Genomic DNA, 25,873 nt, shown 5'->3' with positions numbered 1-25,873 from the left:
CGCCGCTATGATGAATGCTCCATTCCCGTCCGTTTTCTTATCAGGTGATTCATGATTGATGCCGCAACGCTGCTGTTGTTTTCCGGCGCCTGCGTGGCGCTGGCGCTCACCCCCGGTCCGGATATGCTGCTGATCGCTTCGCGCAGCGTCAGCCAGGGGCGGCGCGCCGGTTTCGCTTCGCTGGCGGGCATCCAGCTCGGTACGTACTGCCACGCGCTGGCGGCGGCGCTGGGGTTGTCGCAACTGTTCGTCGCCGTGCCGCTGGCCTACGACGCGGTGAGGATGCTGGGTGCCGCCTATCTGCTCTATCTGGCGTGGAAAACGCTGCGATCCGGCAGCAGTCTGCAGGCTTCTTCCGGGTTGCAGGCGGTGCCGACGACGCGCATTTTCCGTCAGGGATTGTTCACCAACATTCTCAACCCGAAAATGGCGCTGTTCGTGCTGGCGTTGTTCCCGCAGTTTATCGATCCGCGTGCCGGCTCGGTGGTGGGGCAGATGCTGGCGCTGGCGACGGTGTTGAATCTGGTGGGCTTGCTGATTAACGGCGGGGTGATCCTGGCGGTCAGCGGCATGAAAAGCCGCTTTGCCGGCCGCCGTTTCAGCGCCCGTTGGCCGAACTACCTGCTGAGCGGGGTATTCGCCGGGCTGGCCTGCAAACTCATTTTCGACAGTCGTCGTTAACCCTCGCGCAGCAGCGCTTCAAACGCCGCGCTGGCCGGTTCGTCCGGCAGCGCGCTGTACATCACCAGCCGCAGGTGATTCTCTTCGTCGACGATGAAAGAGGCATGGTCAAAGGTGACCGGGCCGATTTCCGGGAGGGTGAAGCTGCGCCGCCCCTGGCAACGCCCGTGAATGTCATGCTGCCGCCAGAGCTGGCGGAACTGCGGCGATACCCGCTCCAGCGCCTGCACCCGTTGACGCATCACCTCATCCTCCGGCGCACGGGCATAGTCGCGCCGGAAACTGGCCAGGATCTGCGGCGCCTGCGCCCGCCACTCCAGCAGGCGCGCATTGAGCTGCGGATCGGCAAACAGCATCCACAACATGTTGCGCTCTTGCGCCGGGCGCTCGTCGATGGCGAACAGCCGCTGCGCCGCCGGGTTCCAGGCGATGATGTCCCAACTGAGGTTCATGACGTAGGCCGGCCGCAGCGCCAGATCGTCCAACAGCCGCCGCACCAACGGCGAAACCTGGCACCACTGATGTCCGACCGGCACCGGTGGCCGCTGATGCGCCAATAAGAACAGGTGGTAGCGGCCGGCGGCATCGAGCTGCAGCACCCGCGCCAGATTTTCCAAAAACGCCACCGAGGCATTGATTTCCCTGCCTTGCTCCAGCCAGGTGTACCAGGTGAGGCCGACGCCGGCCAGCGCCGCGACCTCCTCACGCCGCAATCCCGGCGTGCGGCGGCGGCTGCCGCTCGGCAAACCGACCGCCTGCGGCGACAGCTGTTCTCGTTTTTGACGCAGAAAATCCGCCAGTTCGTGGCGGGTGCGTTCCAGGGTGCGTGGGGGCATGGCGGCCGTCCTGTTGCTGTTAGTAATAGTATAACTGGCTATATAGTAACAGTTTAAACCCTGTTCCATACTGCGGCCATCATAATCTCTGGAGGTGGTATGGAACATTCATTATCTGGTGAACGGCGGGGATTGCCCGGCCTGCCGGTACTGCTGTTGGGCGGTTTTGTCACGGTGTTCGATCTGTTTGTGGTCAATGTGGCGGCGCCGGTGATCCAGCAACAGTTCGCCGCCGATTTCGCCGCTATCGGTTTGATCGTCGCCGGTTATGAGCTGGCGTTTGGGGTACTGCTGATCGCCGGCGGACGCCTGGGGGATCGCTTCGGGCGTCGGCGTCTGTTCAGCCTCGGCATGCTGGGATTCACGCTGAGTTCCCTGTTGTGCGGGCTGGCGGGGTCGCTTAGCCTGCTGATCGCCGCCCGTGTTCTGCAAGGCGCGGCGGCGGCGCTGCTGTTCCCGCAGATCTACGCCCTGATGCGGGTGCTGTACCCGCCGCAACAGCGGCGGCGCGCTTTCGCCTGGCTGGGGATGACGCTGGGATTGGCGGCGATCTTCGGACAGATCCTCGGGGGTTTCATTATCGAGGCCAATCTGTTCGGCAGCGGCTGGCGCATGATCTTCCTGATCAATCTGCCGATCGGCGCGCTGGCGCTGTGGGCGACGCGCCGCATTCCCGAATCGCGGGTGGCACAGGCGCAGCGGTTAGACGGCGTTGGCCTGCTGCTGGCGGCGGCCGGCCTGTCGCTGTTGCTGCTGCCATTGCTGGAAGGGCCGGCGCGCGGTTGGCCGTGGTGGATCGCGCCGATGCTGGCATTGGCGCTGCTGACGCTGTGGGGTTTCCTGCGTTGGGAACGCCGCCTGGCAAAGCGCGGTGGCGATGCGGTGCTCGATCCGGCGCTGTTCCGCCAGGCGGGCTTCGCACCGGGCATGGCGGTGGTGTTGGCGATTTATGCCACCGCCTCCTCGTTTTTCTTGTGCTTCGCGCTGCTGCTGCAGGCGGGGGCGGGGCTGACGCCTTTTCAGGCGGGCAGCCTGTTCGCTCCGGCCAGCGCGGCCTTTATGCTGGCCTCGATGCTGGCGCCCCGGCTGGCGCTGCGTTGGGGTAACGATGTGCTGAGCGCGGGCGTGGCGATTTACGCCGTCGGGTTGGCACTATTGATGACGCAGGCGCTGTGGGGGGCGGCGCTGGCACATCCCCTGCGGTTGCTGCCGGGGTTGGTGGTACTGGGATTCGGCCAGGCGCTGAGCATGACGCCGCTGCTGAATCTGGTGCTCGGTTTGGCGCAGGAGCGGCAGGCGGGCATGGCGGCGGGTCTGGTTGCCACCGTGCAGCAGGTGGGGGGGGCGCTGGGCATCGTGGTCAGCGGCGTCGGCTTCGTGCCGCTGTTGGCGAGCGGCGGCGCGGCGGAGCGCTATGCCCAGGCGTTCGCTGGCGCCATGGTGTTTAATCTGTTGGCGATGGGCGTCGCCCTGCTGTTATTAAACCGGATCAATCGAAATAGCCGGAAAGCGGATCTTAAGTAGGCCGCCGGCGGGTGCTTTACTGTCGTCATCATGAGAGAGCGATAAGGAGCCACACTGATGTTTCAACCCGCCGCATTTCGCGAAGACGATCTTGATACCCAACTGGCGCTGGTGCGCGCCCATCCGCTCGGGCTGCTGGTCAGCCACGGCGAACAGGGATTGACGGCCGATCCGCTGCCGTTTGTGGCCGATGTCGAGCAAGGGCAGCTCCGGCTGCGGGGGCACCTGTCGCGCGCCAACGAACACTGGCGGCGGTTGCAACAGGTGGCCGAATGTCTGGTGATCTTTCAGGGCGTGGAGGGCTATGTGTCGCCCGGCTGGTACCCGAGCAAGCGCCAGAGCGGCAAGGTGGTGCCGACCTGGAACTACAGCGTCGTGCAGCTGTATGGCGTGCCGACGGTGACGGACGACCCGGCCTGGCTGCGCCGGCAACTGATCGATCTGACCGCGCAGCAGGAAGGGCGGCGTCCTGAACCCTGGCGGCTCGACGATGCGCCGGCCAACTACATCGCCGCACAACTTAAAGGCATCGTCGGTATTGAGATCGCCGTCACCCGGCGCGAAGGCAAATGGAAGATGAGCCAAAACCGCAGCGCCGACGATGCCGACGGGGTGATCGCCGGGCTGCGCGACGGCGATGAAGCGCAGCGGCGGCTGGCGGCGGAGGTTGAGCGGCGGCGCGGATAGGGTATGCTAACCGAAGAGTGAGCTGAGGGAACCTTCGGATGGATTACACCAAAATTATCAAAGAAATAGGCCGCGGCAAAAACCATGCGCGCGACCTGGACCGGCAGACCGCTTTTCAGCTGTATCAGGCGATGCTGGCCGGGGAGGTCCCCGAGCTGGAGCTGGGCGGCATTCTGATCGCGCTGCGCATCAAGGGCGAAGCCGAAGAGGAGATGCTGGGCTTCTACCAGGCGATGCAGCAGCAGGTGCTGCCGCTGCAGGCGCCGCAGGGGCGGCCATTGCCGGTGGTGTTGCCGAGCTACAACGGCGCGCGTAAGCAGGCCAATCTGACGCCGTTGCTGGCGCTGCTGCTCGCGAAGGTGGGCCTGCCGGTGGTGGTGCACGGCGTGCTGGACGACAGCACCCGCGTGACCAGCGCCGAGATTTTCCGCGCGCTTGGGCTGCCGTGGTCAGAACAGGCCGATCACGCCCAGCGGCGTCTCGATAGCGGCGAGGCGGTATTCATGCCGGTTTCCACGCTGTCGGCGCCGCTGGCGCGGCAGCTTGGGTTGCGTTGGCGCATGGGGGTGCGCAACAGCGCCCATACGTTGGCCAAGCTGGCGACGCCGTTCGGCGAACAGGATGCGCTGCGCCTCGCCAGCGTTTCACACCCGGAGTATGTCGGCCGGGTGGCGTCGTTTTTCCGCCAGATCGGCGCCCGCGGGCTGCTGATGCACGGCACGGAAGGCGAAGCTTACGCCAACCCGCTGCGCTGCCCGCAAATTCACCATATCGTCGGCGGCGAACAGCGCATCTTGCTGGAACGCACCTTGCAGGATGAAACGCCGCTCTTGCCGGCGGCGAAAGACGCGGAAACCACCGCGCGCTGGACCGAGCGCTGCCTGGCCGGCGAGGTGGCGATCCCGCTGGCCATTCAGCGGCAGATCGCCTGTTGTCTGGTGGCCACCGGCGAAAGCGAGACGCTGGAGCAGGGGCTGCGGCGCCTGCATCAGGCCTAAGCGAGACTATACTGGGATATTTCCTCATCGGCTGAGAAGGACGGTTATGCAACAGGCTCTCGATTACTTCAATCAATTGAACCAGGATTACCTCGACGTTCACCGTGCCAAAGAAGAGCTGTTCTGGCAAAACTACATGGGCACCGGCGGCGAAGACGTCTCGGCGCGCTTTTCCGCCGCCGAAAGCGCCTATAAGCGCTTTATCGCCGAACCGCGCCGGCTCGGGGAGATCCGCACTCTGCTGGCCGGGCTGGAGGCGCTGCCGCAGGAGACGCAGCGCGATGCGCTGATCCACGGCCTGCAGGGTTGGCTGCGCTTTTTCGACTGCAACGCCATTGAAGATCCTCAGGCGCAGGCGCTGTTGGATCAGATCATCCACGCCGAGTCCGATCTCTACTCGCGCCGCAAGGGCTATCAGGTCACCCATCTGAACGCCGACGGCCAGCGCGTGGCGGCTTCGCTCGGCGAGCTGTTGACCAATCAGGCGACCAACCCGAACGAAGAGTATCGCCGCAGCTCGCAGCAGGCGCTGCGCGATCTGGAGCAATGGCTGCTGCATAACGGCTTGCCGGAGCTGATTGGCCTGCGCAACCGCTTTGCGCGCCAGATGGGCTATCGCAACTATTTCGACTACAAGGTGAACAAAACCGAGCGTATGACGCCGGAACAGCTGTTCGCCATTCTGGATCGCTTCGAGCGGGAAACCCGCGAGGCCAACGCGCGCAGCCTGCAGCAGCTGGCGGCCGAGAAGGGCAGCCAGGCGCTGGAGCCATGGAACGTGCGCTTCGCCAGCGCCGGCGACGTCACCCGCCAACTGGATCCTTATTTCCCGTTTTCCCGTTCGTTGGAACGCTGGGTCGACAGCTTCAAACGCCTGCACATCGGTTTTGGCGGCGCGGAGATGAACCTCGATCTGCTGGTGCGCAAAGGCAAGTATGAGAATGGCTTTATGCATGGCCCGGTGCCGCCGTTTGTGCGCCAGGGGGAATGGGTGCCGGCGCGCATCAACTTCACCAGCCTGGCGCAGCCGGGGCAGGTAGGCAGCGGTGCCTACGGGCTCAACACCCTGTTCCACGAGGGCGGCCATGCGGCGCACTTCGCCAATATTCGCCAGAACGCGCCGTGCTTCTCGCAGGAGTTCCCGCCGACCTCGATGGCCTATGCCGAAACCCAGTCGATGTTCTGCGACAGCCTGCTCGACGACGCCGACTGGCTGAAACGCTATGCGAAAAACGCCGCCGGCGAAGCGGTGCCCGATGCGTTGATCGAGGCCGGCATTGCGGCGCGTCAGCCGATGCGCGCGTTCAATGAACGCCATATTCTGTTGGTGCCGTACTTCGAATGGGCGCTGTATCAATGGGATGACGCGCAGCGCACGCCGGAAGCCATCACCGCGCTGGCGCGCGAGATCGAGCAAAAAATCCTCGGCATCAGCGGTAGCCCGCGCCCGACGCTGGCGATCCCGCATCTGCTGTCGCTGGAGTCAGCCTGTTCTTACCAGGGCTATCTGTTGGCGATGATGGCGGTGGAACAAACCCGCCAGTTCTTCCTGCAGCGCGACGGTTACCTGACGGACAACCCGGCCATCGGCCCGGATCTGGCGCGGCACTATTGGTTGCCGGGCAACAGCGTCAGCCATGACGACACGCTGCGCAGCCTGACCGGCGAAGGGTTCAACCCGGACTATCTGGCGCAGGCCTGCAATCAGACGGTAGCGCAGGCGTGGCGGGAAGCGCAGCAGACGATGGCCGCCGCCGCCGAGCGCCCGCAGCCGCCGGCGGATTTCGATTTGCAGGCGCATATTCGGGTGGTGGACGGCGAGACGGTATTGGCGGATAACGCCGACGGTGACGAACGAATGTGCCGCGACTTCGCTGCGGCGATAGAGGCGCGCCTGGCTTAAGGCGGATAATAAAATCCACGCCGCGGCGTGGATTTTATTTAATGGCTAAACCGGACGCTATGTTATTCGAAATAGACGTCGGGATTATCTGCCAGAGACACGAAGCTCTTGGTGTTTCTGTCCAGCGTGCGAATTTCGCCGCTTTCGATGTCATAGACCCAGCCGTGCAGGCGCAGCCCGCTGTTGCGCAGACCCACAGCCACAGAAGGATGGGTTTTGATATTATTTAGCTGAGCTATAACGTTCTCTTCAACCATAGCGTTAACTTTGTCTGTTTCGCTATTCCAGGTTTTCTTCTCGACCACCGCTTTTGCCGCATCGGCATAGTGTAGCCAGTGGGCCACGGCCGGCATCGGATCGAGGCACTGACAGGAAGCGATGGCTTTCATGGCGCCGCAGTTTGAGTGGCCGCAGATAACGATATCAGTCACGCCCAGCGCCACAACGGCATACTCGATGGTCGCGGATACCCCGCCCGGCTCCGGGCCAAAGGAAGGGACGATGTTGCCTGCGTTGCGGATAACGAAAAGTTGCCCCGGTTCTTGCTGGGTCACCAGCTCGGGCACCAGACGGCTGTCAGAACAGGAGATAAAAAGCGCTTTAGGATTCTGGCTGGAGGCAAGGCTGCGAAACAGTTCCTTACGCTGTGGGAAAATCTCTTTCTGGAAACTGAGGAAACCTTCAATGATATGTTGCATACAACGCTCTCTGCATCTGTAGTCTGCGTAACATGATTAATCATCCTTCCCCGTTAGTCCAGCAATGGCTAGGTAAAAAATGTGTGCTCAAGCCACCCTGCAAACCCCATTGAATACAGGGTTTCTGCCGATTTTCGGCAACATGACCCGGCTCGTTTGCGCGTGGGTTGTCGATAGTGCGGACGGCCAGGCGCGCGCTGTCGTACCCATTCAGCGCCGAGGCACGCAAACATAAAAAAAGCCCGCCGGAGTCATATCCGACGGGCTTTCTGACGACTGGGGCAAGGATTATTTGTAGATAACCGCGGTCGCGTGCATCAGGTTATTGCCGCTGGTAGAGGTGATGGTGAAAGCCTTGGCGCCTGCGGCATCGGCTTTGGCGGCCAGCTGAGAGGTCAGGCTGCTCAGGTCGGTCGCGCCGCTGGCGACGATCACGCCGGCTTTTTCGAATTGGGCGGCATCCTGGGCGCTGACGTGTTCAGCGGCGAAAGTGGTGAAAGAAACGGTAGCCAGGGCGATAGCGGCAGCAAAAGTTTTGATGGTTTTCATGTTGGTCATTCCTGTCAAAGTGAATTAGGGAGAAAGGGGTTTGCCTTTCGATGGGAAGATTATTGCGCAGTGACAGGCGGGATGAAATCGGAGAGTGTTGACTGTTTTATTCAGATTTTTTGATTGTTAATTCCCCCGTTCATCTTCTGCATAAACGGGGGAGACGATCAGCGCATCGGGCGCGTCAGGTCGAACCGGTGCTGTTCCGAAATGCCGTAGTAGGCGGTCGGGCCGCCGGCGCGCAGGATAGGTTCGGCGGCGGCGGTCTGATACACGCCGTGTTCGTCCAGCAGCGCCGGGTCGAGATGCACCGCCACCACTTCGCCCAACACCAGCCAGGTTTCCACCTGTGCGCCATCGGCGGTTTGCAGCTGAATGCACTGGGTCAACCGGCATTCGAAGTTCACCGGGCTTTCCGCCACGCGTTCGGCTTTGACCCGCCGCCCGGGCAGCGGCGTAACGCCGGCGAAGGCGAATTCGTCCTCGCCGCGCGGCAGGTTGATGGCACTGTTGTTCATCGCTTCCGCCAGCGGGCGCGTCGCCAGGTTCCAGACGAACTCGCCGGTTTCCACGATATTCGCCACGCTGTCTTTCCAGCCGGTGCTGGCGAAACCGATGATCGGCGGACGGTAGTTGAAGCAGTTGAAAAAGCTGTAGGGCGCCAGATTGCGCTGGCCGGCGGCGCTGCGGGAAGATATCCAGCCGATCGGACGCGGGCCGACGATAGCGTTCAGCGGATCGTGCGGTAGGCCGTGGCCGGCGGCGGGTTCATAATAATAACGAGATTCACGGCTCATGGGGGACCCTGTGGCAATCGATGAAGCTTTCATTGTGCCGGGTTTCCCGCCGCTGCGCCATTGCGGGCCGGATGTGTTATCTTACGCGCCGGAAATACCTTCAAGAGAGCCCGTCACGGTGGAAAAAAAGAAAACCTTCCCGCAGCAGAAAAGCGGCCTGCATCCGCGCAACCGTCATCGTTCGCGCTACGACTTCCCGGCGCTGATCGCCAGCTGCCCGGCGCTGGCGCCGTTCGTAAAACCGAACGCCTGGGGCGATGTCTCGGTGGACTTCGCCGATCCGGCGGCGGTGAAAATGCTCAACCGTGCGTTGCTGCAACACTTTTACGGCATCGAACACTGGGATATTCCGGCTGATTACCTGTGCCCGCCGATCCCCGGCCGTGCCGACTATCTGCATCACCTGGCGGACCTGTTGGCGACCAGCAACGGCGGTGAGATCCCACGCGGCAAGGGCGTGGCGATCCTCGACGTCGGCGTCGGCGCCAACTGCATCTACCCGATCGTCGGCCTGCGCGAATACGGTTGGCGTTTCACCGGATCCGAAATCGATCCGGTGTCGCTCAACTCGGCCAAAATGATCGTCGAGATGAACCCGACGCTGCGCAACAGCGTGCGTCTGCGGCTGCAGAAACAGCCGGAGCTTATTTTTACCGGCATTATCGGCGCGGCCGAGAAATTCGACGCCACCCTGTGCAACCCGCCGTTCCATGCCTCTGAACAGGAAGCGCGCGCCAGCACCCGCCGCAAGCTGCATAAGTTGGGCAAAGGGGAAGTGGCCGACAAGCCGGTACAAAACTTCGGCGGCAAGAACAACGAGCTGTGGTGCGAAGGCGGCGAAGAGGCCTTTGTGCGCAAGATGGTGGAAGAGAGCGTCGGCAAGGCCAACAACTGCCTGTGGTTCACCTCGCTTATCTCAAAGAACACTACGCTGCCGGCCATCTACCATGCGCTGAAGGTGGCGGGCGCGGCCGAGGTGCGCACCATCGAGATGGCGCAAGGGCAGAAGATCAGCCGCTTCGTCGCCTGGACCTTCCATGACGCCGAGCAACAGGCCGCCTGGGCGGCCGAACGCTGGCGTTAATCCTTCCGGCGCCGGCTATCCTGTCGGCGCCGACAAAAATCCGCATTTTACCTTTCAATTTTCATGGCTTACGTTATTCTCAATACGAGTTTAATAATAAAAATCTTAGTCTGTTGGTTTATTTAAAATCGAATAATTACTTTACTGAATAAATAAATTTAATCCGGTTAATAGCAATAACCAGAAGGATCGGCGTTGCCCGCTCCTTCCGCAATGGCACGTCTGCGTGTGGGCGCGGCATGTGGCCAGGAAAATAAGAAAAGCGCCATCATCTGCCACAAGGACTACACCTTATGCTGTTACGATTCAGTCAGTTAACTACCCACACCGGCGCCGAACTGAGCGCGATAGAACACGCCGTGCCAATGATCGTATTCTCGCCAGAGGGCAGGGTATTGCGCGCCAACGATCTTTTTCTCAGCACGCTGGGATTTCAGCGTGATGACGTGATAGGCCAGCATCACCGTATTTTCTGCGATCCGAACTATGTCGCCAGCCCGCTGTATCGCAAACATTGGGAGACGCTGAATCAGGGGCAACCCATCACGGACACCATAAAGCGCATCGCGAAAAACGGCGAGGCGGTATGGCTGCAGGGCACTTACGCGCCGGTACTGAATAAACAGGGTAAGGTGGTGGAAATCGTCAAGATCGCCAGCGAAGTGACCGAGCGAGTGACCCAGGCGCAGGAACATCGCAGCCTGCTGGCGGCGCTGAATCGATCGATGGCGATGATCTCTTTTACGCCGCAGGGCACCATTGTCAGCGCCAACGACAATATGCTGGCGCTGATGGGTTATCGGCTGGACGAGGCGCGTGGGCAGTCGCATGCGGTGCTGTGCCTGCCGGAGTTCGTCGCTTCCGACGACTATCGGCGGCACTGGCAGCGTCTGGCGCGCGGCGAGTTTATCACCGGGCGTTTTGAACGCATCAATCGGCGCGGTGAGCGAGTATGGCTGGAGGCCAGCTATAACCCGATCCTCGACAACGAAGGTCAGGTGGTGAAGGTGGTGAAGATTGCTCAGGACATCACTCGGCTGATGCAACAGCAGCAGCATGAAGAAGAAATGGTGCGCAGCGCCCATCACCTGTCGCTCGATACCGATCGGCAGGCGGCGCAGGGCGCGGCGATCGTGCAGCAGGCGGTGCAGGGCATGCAGCAGGTTGAAGCGGCGGCGCGTGAAACGTCGGCGGTGATCACCGAACTGGGCCAATGCTCTCAGCAGATTGGCACCATCGTCGAAGCCATTCGTAAAATTGCCGCCCAAACCAACCTGCTGGCGATTAACGCCTCCATCGAAGCCGCCCACGCCGGTGAGCACGGGCGCGGCTTTGCGGTGGTGGCCAACGAGGTACGCACGCTGGCGGAACAATCGCGCAAGGCGGCGACCGAGATCGAACGCATGACCAAGTCTATCCAGCAAGGCGTGGCGGCGGCGATCGCCGGCATGGCGACCTGCGTGGAACAGGCCGGCGGCGGTGTGGCATTGACCCATGACGCCGGAGAAGTGATTAACCAGGTCAACATCGGCATGCATGACGTCGTGAAGCTGATGCAGGCGTTTACTTCGGTGAAGCAGGGCGACGCGCTGCACTGAGTTTGCCGGACGCCGCCCCTGAAAACGGGGCGGCATTTGTCCCCTCCCTCCGATCTCTGCGCCGTTGAGCTGCGGTTCAACGTTGCCATCCTATGCTATGCTTAAAAGTGAACGAACGTTCGTTCATTAATTTATATTCATTTGTGGCGCCAGGCGCCCCTTTCACCGTTTCGGAGCTGCCGATGGGAAACCGAGAAAAGATTGTCGACGCCGCGCTGCACAGCTTTACCGATAAGGGATTTCACCAGACCAGCATGCGGGATATCGCACAGGCGGCGGGCGTCAGCGTCGGCAACCTCTATAACCACTTTACCGGCAAGGAAGCGCTGATCGGCGAAATTGCGCTGCTTGAGAACGACGTATTCACCGAGCTCGCCGCCGGATTGCAGGGGGACAGAAAACGGCCGAAACAGGCGCTGTCGGCCTTTTTTACCGCCTATCACGCCTTTGTCTCTGCCCCCGGCAATGTACAGCTGTCGGCTGAGATCGTGGCCGAAGTGGGGCGCAACCCGGCGTTGGCCGAGCCGTTCAGCGCCAACCAGCGGCAGCTGATTGAGGCGCTGGCGACGACGATCGCCGAGGCTCAGCAAACCGGCGAGATCGCACCGGCGGTCGCGCCGTTAGCGCTCGCGCAACTGGTGCTGGACGTGATCGAAAGTCAGGCCTGGCGGCAGGCGATCTTTGCGTCGCCTTCGCCGGAGGAGACCACGCCGGTGCGGCTGCTGGAACAGCTGCTCTACCGGCATCCTTAGTCGAGGTTGATATGCTGCACATTGAGCCGTATCGCGACGCTGACCGCCTGCAAACGGCGGCGTTGATCTACGCCGCGTTCTGCGACAAGTTCCAGCGTGCGCGCCGTTTGAGCGCCCGCCGGCAGTGGCGTCTGTTTTATCGGTTGTGGAGCTGGAAGCAAAGCGGCAGCCGGGAGCGCAGCTTCGTAGTGAAACAGGATGAGCAGGTGGTGGCGGCCTTTGCCCTCAATGCGGCCGCGGCAGAGGGCGACGCCGGGCCGCGCCCGCGCGCATTGCCGATTTGGCGGCTATGCCGCTGCTACGGCTGGCTGAACGTGTGGCGCATGTATCTGCAAATTGCGGTATTGCAGCATACTCCGGCGGCCGATGAGCTGTATCTCTCTTATCTGGCGGTGGCGGAGAGTCAGCGCGGTAAAGGGGTAGGCAAGCGACTGCTGCAGTGGATGAACGATTATGCCGCCGGACCGGGCGCGGGCCGGCGTCTGAGTTTGCACGTCAGCCGGCGCAACGTCGATGCGCAGCGTTTGTATCAACGCTGCGGTTTTCAGGTGCGGCGTGAAGAGCACTACGCTTCGCTGGGGCTGCTGTTCGGCCAGGCCGACTGGGTATTGATGGAGAGACGCTGCGGGGAGGCGAGGTGCGAAAAATAGGGCTGTTCATCGTGGCGCTGCTCCTGGCGGTGCTTGGCTGGATAATTTACGTCAATGATTTTCGCTTCGTCACCGAGCCTGTGACGGTGACCGCCGGCGGCAATCGGTTGACCGGCACGCTGGTGCTGCCGCAGCATGCGCCAGTCAAACCCGGCGTCGTGGTGTTCGTGCACGGTGATGGGCCGGCCAACGCCAGCCGCGACGAAGGTTACTACGCCATTTGGGAGACGATGGCGCAGCAGGGCTACGCGGTTTTATCCTTCGATAAGCCGGGCGTTGGCGGCTCCGGCGGCAACTGGCTGCATCAGACCATGGCGGATCGCGCGCGGGAAACCGCCGATATCATCGATTGGGCCCGGCGGGACGGGCGTTTCGATGCGCGCTGCGTGGGGCTGTGGGGCGCCAGCCAGGCGGGTTGGGTGATGCCGGAGGTGGCGCGCTTGCGGCCTGACATTGCTTTCACGCTTGCGCTCTCGCCGGCGATCAACTGGCTGCGGCAGGGGCGTTATAACACCCGGGCGGCGATGGCGGCGGCAGGGGATGATGAGGCGCTGATCCAGGCGCGCGAGGCGCACTGGCGCCATATCCAAACGCTGCTCGAACAGCCGGACGGCTACGCGCAGTACCGCCGTGACCATGACGGCGGCGCCCCATTGAGCGCCGACCGCTGGCGCTTTATTCGTGCCAACATGGCCAGCGACGCGACGGCGGGACTGCGCTATTTCAACACGCCGGTGCACCTGATTCTGGGCGGCCGTGACGTCAACGTGGACGCGGACGAAACCGAGCGGGTGTACCGGCAGAGGATCCCCGCCTCGCTGCTGACGGTGACGCGCATCGACGAGGCCGATCACGTGATGGTCAAGCCGCTGTTCGCCCGCCATCCGTGGCTGATCAACGCGGTTGGCCTGTTTGCCCCGCGCTCGGTGCAATACGATGCCTACCGGCAGGACGTGGCGGCCTTCCTGGCCGCCCAGCCCTGCGGCAGAGGGCGCTAACCGCCGGGAGCCGCGGGCGGTGTCTGTTCTTCATGCGGCTGCGGCGCGCGAGAGATCTGCATCGCCTGTTGCGGCATGCCGATGCCGGCCCGATCGAAATGGATTTTCACCAGCCGATCGAGGGCGTATTGCACCACCCACTGTTTCAGCGCCTGCGTGCGCACCGTCACGCGGGTGGTGAACGAGCGATCGCCCAGCGCCACCACGCCGTTGAAGACCGGCTCGCCAATCAGGAAATGCTTCACTTGTTCATCCTGCTTCAGCGCCGCGATGGCCTGATGCAACACCTCGTTGACCCGATCGATGTCCTCGTCGCGGCTGACGGTGTAGTTGGCGCGGTATACCCCGAACTCACGGGCATAGTTGGCCAGCGTGGCGATCGACGAGTACGGCACGATGTGATAGACGCCGTAGTCGTCGCGCAGGCCGATCGAGCGGATGGTCATGCGCTCCACGGTGCCGGTGATGCCGCTGACGGTGACGTATTCGCCGGTGTTCATGCCGTTTTCGAACTGGATGAACACGCCGGTGATCACGTCTTTCACCAGCGTCTGGGCACCGAAGCTGATGGCCAGCCCCAGCGCGCCGGCGCCCGCCAGCAGCGGCGCGATATTGAGCCCTACCTGCGACAGCACGATCATCACGGTGATGGTGCTGATAACGATAGCCAGCACGTTGCGAAACAGCGTCAACAGCGTGCGTTCGCGCGCGCTCGGCCGCACGCCGTTGCTCAGCTCCAGCGCCAGGCGATGCTCGATCATGCTGGCCATCAGCGTCCAGCTGAACACGGCGATCAGCAGGATCAGCAGGATATGCACCAGCCCGCCGAGCGCCCGCTGGCCATTTTCGCTGCCCGCCCACTGGTACAGGTTGATCAGGTGCCAGGCGTCGAGCAGGAACAGCGTCACCGCCAGCACTACCATCACCCGCAGTATCTTCAGCCCGTTGGGGATATAGGAATTGATGCGCCGCTCGAGCATCGGGTAGCGCAGATTGACGTCGCTCGGCAGCGAAATGCGGCGAAAAATCCAGCGGGTCAGCATGCCGGACAGCAGGGCGCCGACGCCGATCACCAGCAGGCTTTTCACCGTGGCGCTCATCATAAAGCGCAGGCTGTTGCCGATGTCGAACTGCGACAGCACGAACAACACCAGAAAATAGGCGATCGCCAGCAGGTGCCAGATATGCCCCAGGCCGCGCAGGATCACGCTGAAAAACGCCATCGACCGCTCGGCCAGCAGATTGATCTGTTGCTGTATCGGCTTGCGGTTATGCAGGATTAGCCAGATGGCATACAGCGTCAGCGCCAGCATCACCACCAGGTTGACGGCGGCGGCGGCCGGGTAGCTGATCTGCACCGCCACCACCGGCACCACCACCATCAGGCCATAGCCGATCAGGCCGCTGAGCCAGGCGAGGCGGGTGTTCCAGTAGCGCGCGCTCTGGTCGCTGAAAGGAAAGGGGCGCAGATAGTCGAAGCCGGGGGCGAAAATCAGTCGCAGCACCGCCTTGAAGAATTCAATCACCGCGAAAGCGCTGAGAAACAGGGTCTGCAGCCGCAAAATGGTGGCGCTGTCGGCGTGGACGTGGCGGGCGAACAGGTTGCCCGCCGCCAGCGCCAGCAGCAGCACCAGCAGATCGATGGCGAAAGCGCCGAGAATGGCGGCGGGGCGCTTATACCATGGGCCGCGCTGCAGCCGCGCGTTGTGTCCCCAACTGCCCATGCGTTTGTACAGCGGCGCGATCAGCCGCCGGATCAGATGGAACAGGGCAAAGGTGACCGCCACCGTCAGCAGAAAGTAGCCCAGCGCGCGGAAAAAGCCGGCGGGATTGAAAACGCGCTTCGGGCCGGAATCGATCAGCTTTTGCAGCGCGCCGAGCTTCTGGTTAAAGGTGCCGATGCCTTCCTGCGCCAGCGAGTTCAAGCTGTCGCTCAGCGTGGCCGGCGTCGATGCCTCCTGGGCGGCCGGCGCGGCGGCGGGGGCGTCACCGGCGGCCTGTTTCAGATGGTTGATGAGGGCCGCGCGCGCCTGGTCGTCTTGCAGCAGATCGGCCAGCGCGGCATAGGCGGCCTTCTGCTGCTCGCTCTTGTCGGCGGGGGCGGGCGGCGCATTTTGCGCCAGGGCCGGTGGCGCGAAGACGCTCAGGGTCAGCGACAGCAGCAGGAAAAGCAGATGTTCTCGCAGATGAGAACCTCGTCGGGAGTATGCGTTTGGCGGCATTGTTCCTCTCTTTGGCGTTCTGTGATCGGCGGATGTCAGAGCAATACGATGAAAACAATGAATATAGTAGGAAAGGAAGCGCGATGATGCGTGGGAGAGCGTGCGGAATGAAAGCGGCGGGCGCGCGGCGCGCCCGCCATTAATCCGCCGGGATCAGGATACGTGTTGCAGGAACTCCCGCAGGCGCGGGCTCGGCGGATGGTTGATAAGATCGTGCGGGTTGCCGTCTTCGGCAATCCGGCCTTTGTCGATAAAGATCAGGCGCGACGCCACTTTTTCGGCAAAGCCGACTTCGTGGGTGACGATAACCATCGTCATGCCTTCCTCGGCCAGATCCTGCATCACCTTCAGCACTTCGTGGCGCAGCTCCGGATCGAGCGCGGAGGTCGGCTCGTCGAACAGCATCATTTTCGGCTTCACCGCCAGCGCGCGCGCGATCGCCACACGCTGCTGCTGGCCGCCCGACAGTTCGGACGGGTAGTGATGGGCGCGTTCCGCCAGACCGACCTTGGCCAGCAGCTCGCGCGCCAGTTTTTCCGCATCGGACTTCTTCGCGCCACGCACGCGAATCGGGCCGAAGGCGACGTTTTCCAGCGCCGTCAGGTGCGGGAACAGGTAGAACTGCTGGAACACCATGCCGGCTTCCTGGCGGATCAGCCGGTCGTCCACTTTCGGATCGTTGGCTTTCAGGCCGTCGACGATCAGATCGCCGCTGGTGACCTCTTCCAGCTTGTTGATGCAGCGCAGCAGGGTGGATTTGCCGGAGCCGGACGGCCCGATGATCACCACCACTTCGCCTTTGTCGATCTTCAAATCGATGTTGTGCAGCACCTGGGTTTGGCCAAAATGCTTGGAGACGTTTTTAAATTCAATCACAGGATTTTCATCCTTCTTTCCAGACGACGCAGCACGAAGCTCAGCACCAGGGTAATAATCAGATAGATAACCGCCACGGCGCTCCAGATTTCCAGCGCACGGAAGTTACCGGCAATAATTTCCTGACCCTGACGGGTCAGTTCCGCCACGCCGATCACGATGAACAGCGAGGTGTCTTTGATGCTGATGATCCACTGGTTGCCCAGCGGCGGCAGCATGCGGCGCAGCGCCAGCGGCATAATGACATAGCGGATGGTTTCGCGGCGCGACAGGCCGAGCGCCAGGCCGGCTTCGCGGAAACCGTTATGAATCGACAGCACCGCGCCGCGGGTGATTTCCGCGATGTAGGCGCCGGAGTTGATCATGATGGTCACCACCGCCGCAGTGAACGGGTCGATGCGCAAGTCGCTAAATGCCATCGGTAGGGCGAAGTAGATGAACATCACCTGCACCACGATTGGCGTGCCGCGGATCACTTCGATAAACACCAACGCGATGTGGTTGGCGATCCAACCGCCGTAGGTGCGGGCAAAGCCGGCGACGAGGCCGATGATCAGGCCGCCAATCAGACCGAGGACCGAAATCCACAGGGTCATTTTGGCGCCCTCTAACAAGATAGGAATGGCGGGCCAGATGGCGCTCCAGTCGAACTGCATGATATTTCTCCCGGTGATCCCAAACGTGGGCATCAGATACAACGAAGCGCAGGGGGTTAAGCGACCCCCTGTGCTTAAGTTAATAACTTGCGAAATTCACAGCTTACTTAGGTTCGGTGCCGAACCACTTCTTGTAGATCTCGTTATAGGTGCCGTTCTCGCGCAGGGTTTTCAGCGCGCCGTTCACCTTCTCGCGCAGCGCGTCGCTGCCTTTAGGGAAGGCGATGCCATACTGCTGTGCTTCCAGCGAATCGCCTACGGTTTTGAACTTGCCCGCGCCGGCCGTCTTAATGAAGTATAGGATGTTTGGCGTGTCGTGCAGCACCGCATCGGCGCGCTTGGTGCCCAGCTCCATGTAGGCGTTGTCGATGTTAGGGAACTGACGCAGGTCCTTGGTTTTGATGTGCTGCTTGGCGTAGTCCACCGAGCCGGTGCCGCTCTTCACCGCCACCACTTTACCGTTGAGATCGTCGATGCTCTTCACGCTGTTGTTGTCGGCATTGACCATCACCAGCAGGCCGCTTTTGTAGTAGCCGTCGGAGAAGTCGATGGCTTTCTTGCGTTCATCGGTGATGGTGATGCCGGCCAACGCCAGATCGACGTTTTTGGTCTGCAGCGCCGGAATGATGCCGCCGAAGTCCATTGGCTTCAGGGTGTAGTCCAGCTTCAGCTCTTTGGCGACGGCGGCCCACAGATCGATGTCGAAGCCGACGTATTTGTCGCCTTGCTTGAACTCAAAAGGAACGAAAGCGGTGTCGGTGGCGACCACCAGTTTGTCTGCTGCGTGGGAACTTACGGCAAAGGCCAGAGAGAGTGCGGCCAGGGAGACTTTAAAAATCGACTTCATGAGAGGAATTCCTGTACAGGTTGCGGATTACCCATTTTTTATATTGCAGTTGGTGCCATGAAAAAATCGTGCCATGTTTTCAACTACTATAAAAACAAAGAGTTATTGCGTGATGTTGTGCCGGTCAGGCGAATTGTTATGGTTATGCACCACAATGAGGCACCGAAATGGTGCGTAAGAATTATCTTGGTGCACGGGGCTATCATTAACCAAATTTTGGCTGTGAAACAACCGATCTTTAACCTTTTTGCTTCAATATTGATAACTAACTCTAACTTTCATGAAGCACTGACGGTGCAAGCGGGGCCGCGAGAGGGGGAAAAGGGGAGCAGATAATGCTAGCGCAACTGGCTGTCTTTGCTGCCGCGCCGGTTGTACAGGCCGTTGGCCGCGTGTTTTTTGTCCTGCTCGGCCTGGCAGGCCAGGCAAAAACGGACGCCGGCTAGCGCCTTGCGGCGCGCTTCGGGGATCGCTTCCCCACATTCCTGACAATAGCGTTCGCTTTCGCCGTGCCCAAGCGCACCACGCGCGCGCTGCACCGCATCGTCGACGGTGGAATCAATCTGATCTTGTACGGCGCCGTCCGCCGCCCAACCGTTAGCCATCATGACCTCCTTACCAGGTTACCTTAGGGTTAATATGGGGCGTTTTTTGTACAATGCAACGGTCGTGTAAAAGAAAACAGGCCGGGCAAGAGCCCAGCCTGTTTTTCCCGCGATGAGAGGCGGTCTGTAACGCCTTATGGCGTTATTCGATGTTGGATTCGATGAACCACAGGAACTTGTCCAGATCGCGTGAGGCGGCGGTGAACATATCGGCGGTGTCTTCGTCTTCCACTTCGGTAATGGCTTTACGGATGTCGTTCGCTACCGCGCCATAGCGATCGGCCAGCGCTTTCAGGTGCTCTTGCACGCTGTGGATATTGGTCGGGTAGCTTTTCAGCGGCGTCCGATCGTTAACGACCTGGACCGTGCCCAGCGCCACGCCGCCCAGTTGCACTACGCGCTCGGCGAAGGTGTCCTGGTGCTCGATGATGGCGGTGCGGAAGCCGTCCAGCATTTCATGAACCGCGATGAAGTTTGCGCCGCGCATGTTCCAATGCGCCTGTTTGGTGATCAACGAGAGATCGATGAATTGCACGACCTGATGGTTCAGCGCCTTAATGGCGGCCAGTTTGATTTTTTCGTCCAGATCGTTACGTGTATACAGCAGATCAGAAGATTTCGTTTTCACCAGTTTAGCGGTACTCATATCAGATATCCTCTTGATTAGTCGTTGTCCTATTTCGTTACGGGATCCATTATAGCAGGAGGATTTATTTTTGCCGTACGAAAATGGCTATTGCACAAATAGGAATAGCCTGGTGTAAATATTTTTACTCGGATTTTGTTTTTTATTAATGCATTGAATTATATTGTTATTTTATTTTTACTGTGCCGTAATTATTATTTACCCAGGTGACGGTTTTTCTGGGTTATCTTATTTTCATTGAGCACACTGAGCTCAGGGGAATACCCGTCTTGTTATCGTGGTGTTAAATTTAAGCCGATTCAGATTGATAGCCGCCATTGATGCCGTTACAGTAGTGAGATTATCCCCATTCTTTATATTGGCGAGTGATGAAAATTAACGTCGTCGGCACCAGCGGCAGCGGTAAAAGCACCCTGGCGCGCCAACTTGCGGAACGGCTTGGCGTTCCCTATATCGAGATGGACAGGCTCTATTGGCGGCCCGAGTGGCAGGGAACGCCCGATGACGCGTTTCTGGCGCGGGTTGAGCAGACGCTGGCTGAAGCGGGGGAGGGTTGGGTGCTGGATGGCAACTACAGCCGTTCGCAGCCAATCAAGTGGCGCGAGGTCGACTATATCCTGTGGCTGGACTACGGTTTCTGCCGCACGCTGTGGCAAGCCGTGCGCCGCGCGTGCCGGCGTGCGGCCAGCAAAAGCGAGCTGTGGCCGGGCACCGGCAATCGGGAGAGCTTCCGCCGCTCTTTTTTCAGCCGCGAGTCGATTGTGCTCTGGACGATCCGCACCTATGCCAAAAACCGGCGAAAATACCTGGCGGAGATGGCCCGAGACGATGTCGGGCACCGTTTCGTGCGCTTGCGTTCACCCCGCCAGACCGCCGATTTTCTACGGGCGCTGAGGCAGACTCACAGCAGCAGTCGGTGATGGATTTTCACCACCGCTTTCTTAATTTGCTGCGGCTGCTGCCACAAGCAGCCGGCTTTGTATGGCTCCATCTGGAAAAAAATCGCGAACATGCCGTGTGTCATATGCAGCGTTTGCGGGTGGCGTTTGATGTCCAGCAGCAGCAGGTCGCCGTTTTCCGCGTGGGGATGTTCGCGATGTCCGTCGCCCGCCAGACCGTATTCGATGCGCTCTTCGCCGCTGATCAGCAGGTGCAGAGTAATGTACTCCTGCTGCATTTCGGCCTGTTTCTCCGCCGCCGCTACCGTGGTCAGAGTCATCACGTCCATAAAGATGCTGTCGCCGTCGATCGGGTGTCGTCCCGGTGCCAGTTCGGGCAGGTCGCATCGGCGCAACTCGGTCAGGGTTGAAACCAGCGCCGGCGCGAGTCCACGGCCGAAGCGGGGGTTGAACAGGCTGTTGTGAATCACTGTTATTCTCCATGTGAGCGAAAGTCCAAATAGCCTGCGTGCAGGCCAAGAGGAAGTATGCCGGCTTGTCTCGCGGAAAACAGTTAACCCGCCTGCATTCCCGGCGTTGCGGTATGCAGGCGAGCAGGCGCTCAGGAAAGGCTTTCGAGGCGTGGTTTAGGACGGATGGTCAGGGTGGAGCCCATGGAGGCGGCGATGATGGCCGCCAGCGCCAGCCATTGCACGCCACTCAGGTGTTCGCCGAGGAACAGCATGCCGGACAGCGCCGCCATCGCCGGTTCCAGGCTCATCAGGGTGCCGAAGGTGCGCGCCGGGATTTTGGGCAGGGCGATAATCTCCAGCGAGTAAGGCAGCGCGGTGGAGAGAACCGCCACCGCCAGCGCCACCGGCAGAATATCGATGTTGAACAGTGCGGCGCCGGTTTGCCACGCGCCGATCGGGCAGAACACCAGCGCGGCGATCAGCGAGCCGAGCGCCACCGTGCCGGGGCCGTGATCGCCGCCGGCCTTCTGACCGAAGATAATATAGACCGCCCAGCAGGCGCCGGCCCCGAGCGCGCAGGCGGCGCCGAACGGATCGATCCCGGCCACGCCGTGGCCGAGCGGCAGCAGGAACCACAGCCCGGCGATCGCCAGTGCCACCCACAGGAAGTCGATCGGTCGCCGCGACGAAAACATGGCCACCGCCAGCGGGCCGGTGAACTCCAGCGCCACGGCGATGCCGAGCGGCACCGTGCGCAACGACAGATAGAACAAGTAGTTCATCGCGCCGAGCGACAGGCCGTAGATCAGCAGCGGCAAGCGGCTGCCGGCGGTGATGCGCATGCGCCACGGGCGGAAGATAATGAACAAAATCAGGGTGCCGAGGAAAAGACGCAGCGTGGTGATGCCTTCCGCGCCCACGATCGGGAACAGGCTTTTGGCCAACGAGGCGCCGCTCTGGATCGACACCATGGCGATGATTAATAAACAGATAGGCAGCAGCGCGGAGGGCGCTCTGCCGGAAGTAGATAACGACATCCTTAACGGGCCTTTTATGCGCCGTTCCTCAGCCTTGAGAAAACGGTCGAAACGGGGATGCGAGCAGTGTAAATGAAATGACGAAAATCTGTCTGAGAAAAGCGCGTATCGCGGTGAAATCCGCCGATCCTCGGATGAGATGTGGCGAATTTGGTCAAAAAGTGCGCTTTTTCTTAAGAATTATCTGGATATTAAATAGGTGATTTTTGTCACAGAAAGCCGTAGAATACGGCCGAAAATAGAGCGAAAAGAAGAGGATACACTGTTCTTGAAATCTTCTGTTACACGATATAAAGCATTAGACACTCATTTCAAGGCAGAGTTTCACGCTAATTTTTGTTATATTTTCAAAGCATGAACAAATGGATGTACTTAATAATAAAACGCGTTTGAGGTGGTTATGAAAAAAATTGCATGTCTTTCCGCAGTAGCAGCTTGCGTATTAGCAGTTAGCGCAGGTACCGCATTCGCTGGTCAGAGCACCGTATCCGCTGGCTATGCGCAGGGTGATTTCCAAGGCGTTGCTAACAAGGCCGACGGTTTCAACCTGAAATACCGTTACGAGTTCGACAACAACCCACTGGGCGTAATCGGTTCCTTTACCCACCTGGAAAAGGACGGTTCTCAGGACGGTTTCTACAACAAAGCTCAGTACAACTCTATCTCTGCCGGTCCAGCATACCGCATCAATGACTGGGCGAGCATCTACGGTCTGGTTGGCCTGGGTTACGGTAAATTCACTACCAACGCTCAGAACGGCACTTCTCGTCACGACACCGCTGACTACGGCTTCACCTACGGTGCCGGTCTGCAGTTCAACCCAATCGAGAACGTTGCCCTGGATGTTGGTTACGAGCAGAACCGCATTCGCAGCGTTGACGTTGGCACCTGGAACGTTGGCGTAGGCTACCGCTTCTAAGTGTGTTCGTGCCTGCGGGCATGAACCTGCGGCAAGCTTTGCCGCACTCGATAAAAAATCCGCCTCCGGGCGGATTTTTTTTATCTGTTACTTGCCGCCGCGCTCCGTCGGTTGCGTCGAGAACCGTGCGCTGCGGGCATCGCGCTCGTAGCCCTGCGGCTCGGTCAATAATCCATACAGCTCGGGGCGTCGTCCGTAAATCCAGCGGCGACCGGTGCTGAGCGGGATCAATGTCAGATCGAGTTCTGCGCTGACCATCCGGTCTTCCGCCGCCCAGGTCTCTGCCACGATGCGGCCGTAAGGATCGAGGATCATGGCGTTGCCGGTGCGTATCTCATCATCATCGCGGCCCACGCCGTTGCTGAATAGCAAAAACACGCCATTGTCGTGAGCGCGCGCCGGTAGCCAGCGCATCAGCCAGCCGCGGCCGTGTTCGCCGCGAAAAGCGGCTTCGATCGCCTGCGGATCTTCCGCGCGCCGCTGCCACAGCGCCTGCGGGATCGGCTTCATGCCGTGCGGGCTACGCGAGTGGGTGCCACCGGTCTGGTGCGGGGCGATCAGCACCTCCGCTCCCAGCAGCGCCGTTGCGCGCACATTCTCCACCAGATTATTGTCCCAGCAGATCAACACGCCCACGCGCACGCCCCAGGGCGTATCGAACACCGTATAGCGGTCGCCGCTGGCGATGGCCGGGTGCTCGAAGGCGTGCAGCTTGCGGTGCACGTGCAGTTCGCCGTCCGGCAGGCAAACGGCGTAGGCGTTGTAACAGCGGCCGTCGTCGCCCAGCTCGATCAGCCCGACGCCAATCGCCATGTTGTAACGCTCCGCCAGCGGGCGAATGCGCGCCAGCGAAGGGCTGTTCGCCATCGGTTCCGCCAGCGCCCGCACTTCGGCGTCGGACAGATGGCGCACGTGCCAATAGCCGGTGATGCACATTTCCGGGAAGGCCAGCAGCTGTATCTGCTGCTCGGCCGCCTGGGCGATAAAGCGCTCGATGATCGACAGGTTGTAATTCTTATCGTTGGCGCGATGCTGGAATTGCACCGTGGCGGCGCGTAATGAAGGGGTCATGGTCTCTCTCCGGTTGGGGTCTGCGTTGATTACAGCAGGCAGATTGATTACTGTATAATCAATTAAATTCCCTATTCGATAACTTGATGGAATGGATATAAAACAACTGCGCGCCCTGGTGGCGCTGGCCGAACAGGGCAACTATCGCCAGGCGGCGAGCCAGCTGTGCATCAGCCAACCGGCGCTGAGCAAGCAAATTCAGGCGCTGGAAACCCAGCTCGACGTTCGGTTGTTCGAGCGTGGCCGGCAAGGGGCGGTGCTCACCGCCGGCGGGCAGCGGCTTTACCCGGAGGCGCAGGCGCTGGTGGAGCAGTACCAGCAGTTTCAGCGGCGCGCGCGAAAGGTGGCGTCAGGAGAGGCGGGGCGGCTGGCGCTGGGGTTTGGCCTCTCCAGCTTTCATCTGGCGCCGCAGCTGGTGGCCGCTTTCCGCCAACGCTTTCCCGAGGTGGCCATCGGCCTGGAGGACATGCCGTCGGAGCGGCAGTATCAGCTGCTGCTGCAGGGGGAGTTGCAGGTGGGATTCGTGCGCTTGCCGGTCAATACGCCGCTGTGCGGCGTGGCGTTGCTCTGTGACCGGTTGGTGCTGGCCGCGCCGGGCGCGCTGGCGCTGCGAGCCGACGATCTGATGGCGCGTTTCAATCAGCTGCCGCTGTTGCAGTTGACCCCTAAACGCGGGCGCGGATTGAGCGATCAGTCGCTGCGGTTTATCGCCGCTCACCGCCTGACGCCGAACGTGGTACAGCAAGCAGGCGATATCCAGACGCTGCTGGCGTTGGTCGCCGCCGGCGTCGGCGTCGCGCTGCTGCCGCACAGCATCACGCATATCGCGCCGGCCGGCATCGATATTTTAGCGCTGAGCGGCGAGGAAACGGAGTGGCAGGTCGGTATCGCCTGGGATCCGCAGCGCACCGATGCGCTGCGGGACAACTTCGTGCAGACGGCGCTGGCGGTACAACGCGCTTAGGCATTCAAAGCGGACAATGCATCACCACGATCGGGCTTTGATGGTACTCGCTGCGGTGGCTTTCGCTGAAGCCGACCTTTCTCGCCAGCGCCAGCGAAGCCTGGTTGTCAGGCGAGATGATGCAGACGGTTTTCTCCCCCGGCAGGTGCGTTTTACCCCAGGCCAGCGCCGCCCGCAGCGCCTCGGTGGCGTAGCCTTTGCCGTGCGCCGAGCTCACCAGCGTCCAGCCCATCTCCGGTGCGTCGAGCGCCGGGGCGATGTCGCGCAGGAAGTTGGAGAAGCCGATGCTGCCGAGGTACTCGCCGCTCTGCTTATCGCGCACCGCCCAATATCCGTAGCCTAACAACGCCCAGTGGCCGACGTAGCGCATCAGACGTCCCCAGGAGTCTTCCCGGTCGCGCGGCGTGCCGCCGATATAGCGCACGACCTGCGGATCGGCCCACAGCGCGGCCAGCGAGTCGAAGTCGTCCAGCGTGTGCGCATCCAGCCTCAGGCGTTCGGTGACAAGCGTCGGCGCGGTGTTGATTACGGTCATGTTGCTGCTCCTGCACAGGGTGAAAGGCGATGAAAAACAACGGCGTTCAGTATGCCAGAGAAATCACGCCGCCAGCCACCACCGCCGGATGAACCGGGAGCCACCCAGGCCGAGTTGGGGCGTCAGCGGCCAACGGCGCGCGACGAATCCAAACAACGGTGTCTCAGGCTCGCGTCGCTAATAATATGCCGGGCAGGCATTGCCGATATTCGTAAGCTTTCCCTTTCATTATTATTTACCATCAACCCTGGCTGAACCTAAATTTTAACATTTACGTCGTGACGAGTGCGTCAATTCATCAGGCTAATGCGGGTGGCCTGCAGTATGTGATTATGCTCAACATTCACTTGTTATTATTTTTTTATTAAAATTTAGTTCGGCGGTCTTTT

27 protein-coding genes are annotated in these 25,873 nt (G+C 60.8%); 13 read left to right on the top strand and 14 right to left on the bottom strand.

The features are described from left to right. Nucleotides 1-51: 51 nt before the first annotated feature. Nucleotides 52-681, top strand: a complete 630-nt coding sequence (locus ACRAWE_RS12585) for a LysE family translocator (protein ID WP_432525427.1) — start codon at nt 52-54, stop codon at nt 679-681. Here the strand turns inward: ACRAWE_RS12585 and ACRAWE_RS12580 are convergent. After that, nucleotides 678-1,517: a helix-turn-helix transcriptional regulator gene (locus ACRAWE_RS12580; RefSeq protein WP_197667367.1), complete on the bottom strand. Its 840-nt coding sequence runs from the start codon at nt 1,515-1,517 to the stop codon at nt 678-680. The two genes, ACRAWE_RS12585 and ACRAWE_RS12580, sit on opposite strands and share 4 nt — an antisense overlap. A gap of 99 nt (nt 1,518-1,616) precedes the next feature. On the opposite strand from ACRAWE_RS12580, the gene ACRAWE_RS12575 reads away from it, so the two are divergent. The 4 genes from ACRAWE_RS12575 to ACRAWE_RS12560 are packed head-to-tail and all read left to right on the top strand — an operon-like array spanning nt 1,617 to nt 6,629. After that, nucleotides 1,617-3,041 carry an MFS transporter gene (locus ACRAWE_RS12575; protein WP_063919016.1) on the top strand — a complete coding sequence of 475 codons (1,425 nt, stop codon included), beginning with the start codon at nt 1,617-1,619 and terminating at the stop codon, nt 3,039-3,041. 57 nt (nt 3,042-3,098) lie between these two features. After that, complete coding sequence (locus tag ACRAWE_RS12570) at nt 3,099-3,728, top strand: FMN-binding negative transcriptional regulator (protein ID WP_019454631.1); 630 nt, start codon at nt 3,099-3,101, stop codon at nt 3,726-3,728. A 38-nt stretch (nt 3,729-3,766) separates the two neighbouring features. Continuing rightward, entirely contained in the window at nt 3,767-4,726 is a 960-nt protein-coding gene (gene ybiB, locus ACRAWE_RS12565; protein ID WP_154746780.1) for a DNA-binding protein YbiB, read from the top strand. A 46-nt stretch (nt 4,727-4,772) separates the two neighbouring features. Further along, nucleotides 4,773-6,629 (top strand): M3 family metallopeptidase, encoded by a 1,857-nt coding sequence (locus tag ACRAWE_RS12560; RefSeq protein ID WP_432525425.1) that lies wholly within the window; start codon nt 4,773-4,775, stop codon nt 6,627-6,629. A gap of 62 nt (nt 6,630-6,691) precedes the next feature. Here the strand turns inward: ACRAWE_RS12560 and ACRAWE_RS12555 are convergent, their stop codons facing one another. From ACRAWE_RS12555 to ACRAWE_RS12545, 3 genes are all read right to left on the bottom strand, one after another. Then, on the bottom strand, nt 6,692-7,327 hold the full coding sequence (locus ACRAWE_RS12555) for a carbonic anhydrase (protein ID WP_004939270.1): 636 nt from the start codon (nt 7,325-7,327) through the stop codon (nt 6,692-6,694). Nucleotides 7,328-7,615: 288 nt separating this feature from the next. Then, the gene (bhsA, locus tag ACRAWE_RS12550) at nt 7,616-7,876 is read right to left on the bottom strand and encodes a multiple stress resistance protein BhsA (RefSeq protein WP_060432705.1); all 261 of its coding nucleotides are present in this window, start codon (nt 7,874-7,876) and stop codon (nt 7,616-7,618) included. A gap of 167 nt (nt 7,877-8,043) precedes the next feature. Then, nucleotides 8,044-8,673, bottom strand: a complete 630-nt coding sequence (locus ACRAWE_RS12545) for a flavin reductase family protein (RefSeq protein ID WP_019454627.1) — start codon at nt 8,671-8,673, stop codon at nt 8,044-8,046. A gap of 118 nt (nt 8,674-8,791) precedes the next feature. On the opposite strand from ACRAWE_RS12545, the gene rlmF reads away from it, so the two are divergent. The 5 genes from rlmF to ACRAWE_RS12520 all read left to right on the top strand — a co-directional run bounded on the left by rlmF (nt 8,792) and on the right by ACRAWE_RS12520 (nt 13,755). Further along, nucleotides 8,792-9,757 (top strand): 23S rRNA (adenine(1618)-N(6))-methyltransferase RlmF, encoded by a 966-nt coding sequence (rlmF, locus tag ACRAWE_RS12540; RefSeq protein ID WP_019454626.1) that lies wholly within the window; start codon nt 8,792-8,794, stop codon nt 9,755-9,757. A 293-nt stretch (nt 9,758-10,050) separates the two neighbouring features. Beyond that, nucleotides 10,051-11,355 carry a methyl-accepting chemotaxis protein gene (locus ACRAWE_RS12535; protein WP_154746782.1) on the top strand — a complete coding sequence of 435 codons (1,305 nt, stop codon included), beginning with the start codon at nt 10,051-10,053 and terminating at the stop codon, nt 11,353-11,355. 182 nt (nt 11,356-11,537) lie between these two features. Continuing rightward, nucleotides 11,538-12,107, top strand: a complete 570-nt coding sequence (locus ACRAWE_RS12530) for a TetR/AcrR family transcriptional regulator (protein ID WP_019454624.1) — start codon at nt 11,538-11,540, stop codon at nt 12,105-12,107. Nucleotides 12,108-12,118: 11 nt separating this feature from the next. Then, nucleotides 12,119-12,757, top strand: coding sequence for a GNAT family N-acetyltransferase (locus ACRAWE_RS12525; protein WP_063919020.1), 639 nt, complete (start codon nt 12,119-12,121; stop codon nt 12,755-12,757). Beyond that, a complete protein-coding gene (locus ACRAWE_RS12520; RefSeq protein WP_432525423.1) occupies nt 12,745-13,755 on the top strand; it encodes an alpha/beta hydrolase family protein in 1,011 nt (336 codons plus the stop codon). Before ACRAWE_RS12525 ends, ACRAWE_RS12520 begins: the two co-directional genes overlap by 13 nt. Here ACRAWE_RS12520 and ybiO read toward each other — a convergent pair. The 6 genes from ybiO to dps form a co-directional block, all read right to left on the bottom strand. Beyond that, nucleotides 13,752-15,977: a mechanosensitive channel protein gene (ybiO, locus tag ACRAWE_RS12515; protein ID WP_154746785.1), complete on the bottom strand. Its 2,226-nt coding sequence runs from the start codon at nt 15,975-15,977 to the stop codon at nt 13,752-13,754. The two genes, ACRAWE_RS12520 and ybiO, sit on opposite strands and share 4 nt — an antisense overlap. Before the next feature lie 153 nt (nt 15,978-16,130). After that, nucleotides 16,131-16,853: a glutamine ABC transporter ATP-binding protein GlnQ gene (glnQ, locus tag ACRAWE_RS12510; RefSeq protein WP_025159986.1), complete on the bottom strand. Its 723-nt coding sequence runs from the start codon at nt 16,851-16,853 to the stop codon at nt 16,131-16,133. Continuing rightward, nucleotides 16,850-17,509, bottom strand: coding sequence for a glutamine ABC transporter permease GlnP (glnP, locus tag ACRAWE_RS12505; protein WP_019454487.1), 660 nt, complete (start codon nt 17,507-17,509; stop codon nt 16,850-16,852). Before glnP ends, glnQ begins: the two co-directional genes overlap by 4 nt. 103 nt (nt 17,510-17,612) lie before the next feature. Further along, entirely contained in the window at nt 17,613-18,356 is a 744-nt protein-coding gene (glnH, locus tag ACRAWE_RS12500) for a glutamine ABC transporter substrate-binding protein GlnH (RefSeq protein ID WP_019454486.1), read from the bottom strand. 338 nt (nt 18,357-18,694) lie between these two features. Next, nucleotides 18,695-18,961, bottom strand: a complete 267-nt coding sequence (locus ACRAWE_RS12495) for a DksA/TraR family C4-type zinc finger protein (RefSeq protein WP_019454484.1) — start codon at nt 18,959-18,961, stop codon at nt 18,695-18,697. 142 nt (nt 18,962-19,103) lie between these two features. Next, a complete protein-coding gene (gene dps, locus ACRAWE_RS12490; protein ID WP_016928514.1) occupies nt 19,104-19,607 on the bottom strand; it encodes a DNA starvation/stationary phase protection protein Dps in 504 nt (167 codons plus the stop codon). A gap of 368 nt (nt 19,608-19,975) precedes the next feature. On the opposite strand from dps, the gene ACRAWE_RS12485 reads away from it, so the two are divergent. Continuing rightward, entirely contained in the window at nt 19,976-20,527 is a 552-nt protein-coding gene (locus ACRAWE_RS12485) for a shikimate kinase (RefSeq protein WP_019454483.1), read from the top strand. On the opposite strand, the gene ACRAWE_RS12480 is transcribed toward ACRAWE_RS12485, so the two are convergent. Both ACRAWE_RS12480 and rhtA read right to left on the bottom strand, forming a co-directional pair. Further along, the gene (locus ACRAWE_RS12480) at nt 20,509-20,976 is read right to left on the bottom strand and encodes a YhcH/YjgK/YiaL family protein (protein WP_063919023.1); all 468 of its coding nucleotides are present in this window, start codon (nt 20,974-20,976) and stop codon (nt 20,509-20,511) included. The genes ACRAWE_RS12485 and ACRAWE_RS12480 overlap by 19 nt on opposite strands. 131 nt (nt 20,977-21,107) lie before the next feature. Then, nucleotides 21,108-21,995, bottom strand: coding sequence for a threonine/homoserine exporter RhtA (rhtA, locus tag ACRAWE_RS12475; RefSeq protein ID WP_019454481.1), 888 nt, complete (start codon nt 21,993-21,995; stop codon nt 21,108-21,110). Nucleotides 21,996-22,395: 400 nt separating this feature from the next. Between rhtA and ompX the strand changes: the two genes are divergently transcribed. Next, a complete protein-coding gene (gene ompX / locus ACRAWE_RS12470) occupies nt 22,396-22,914 on the top strand; it encodes an outer membrane protein OmpX (protein WP_019454480.1) in 519 nt (172 codons plus the stop codon). A gap of 87 nt (nt 22,915-23,001) precedes the next feature. Here the strand turns inward: ompX and ACRAWE_RS12465 are convergent, their stop codons facing one another. Next, nucleotides 23,002-23,985: a nitrilase family protein gene (locus tag ACRAWE_RS12465; RefSeq protein WP_063919024.1), complete on the bottom strand. Its 984-nt coding sequence runs from the start codon at nt 23,983-23,985 to the stop codon at nt 23,002-23,004. Between the two features lie 91 nt (nt 23,986-24,076). On the opposite strand from ACRAWE_RS12465, the gene ACRAWE_RS12460 reads away from it, so the two are divergent. Beyond that, nucleotides 24,077-24,949 carry a LysR family transcriptional regulator gene (locus ACRAWE_RS12460; protein WP_063919025.1) on the top strand — a complete coding sequence of 291 codons (873 nt, stop codon included), beginning with the start codon at nt 24,077-24,079 and terminating at the stop codon, nt 24,947-24,949. Nucleotides 24,950-24,953: 4 nt separating this feature from the next. Here the strand turns inward: ACRAWE_RS12460 and ACRAWE_RS12455 are convergent, their stop codons facing one another. Next, nucleotides 24,954-25,484, bottom strand: a complete 531-nt coding sequence (locus ACRAWE_RS12455; RefSeq protein ID WP_019454477.1) for a GNAT family N-acetyltransferase — start codon at nt 25,482-25,484, stop codon at nt 24,954-24,956. Nucleotides 25,485-25,873: the final 389 nt, after the last annotated feature.

Origin of the sequence: Serratia sp. BFP-2025 (genome assembly GCF_050880365.1) — a bacterium.
Taxonomy (GTDB): Bacteria; Pseudomonadota; Gammaproteobacteria; order Enterobacterales; family Enterobacteriaceae; genus Serratia; species Serratia surfactantfaciens.
Note: the sequence above shows the minus strand (reverse complement) of the source record. Positions and strands in the feature narration are given on the sequence as shown.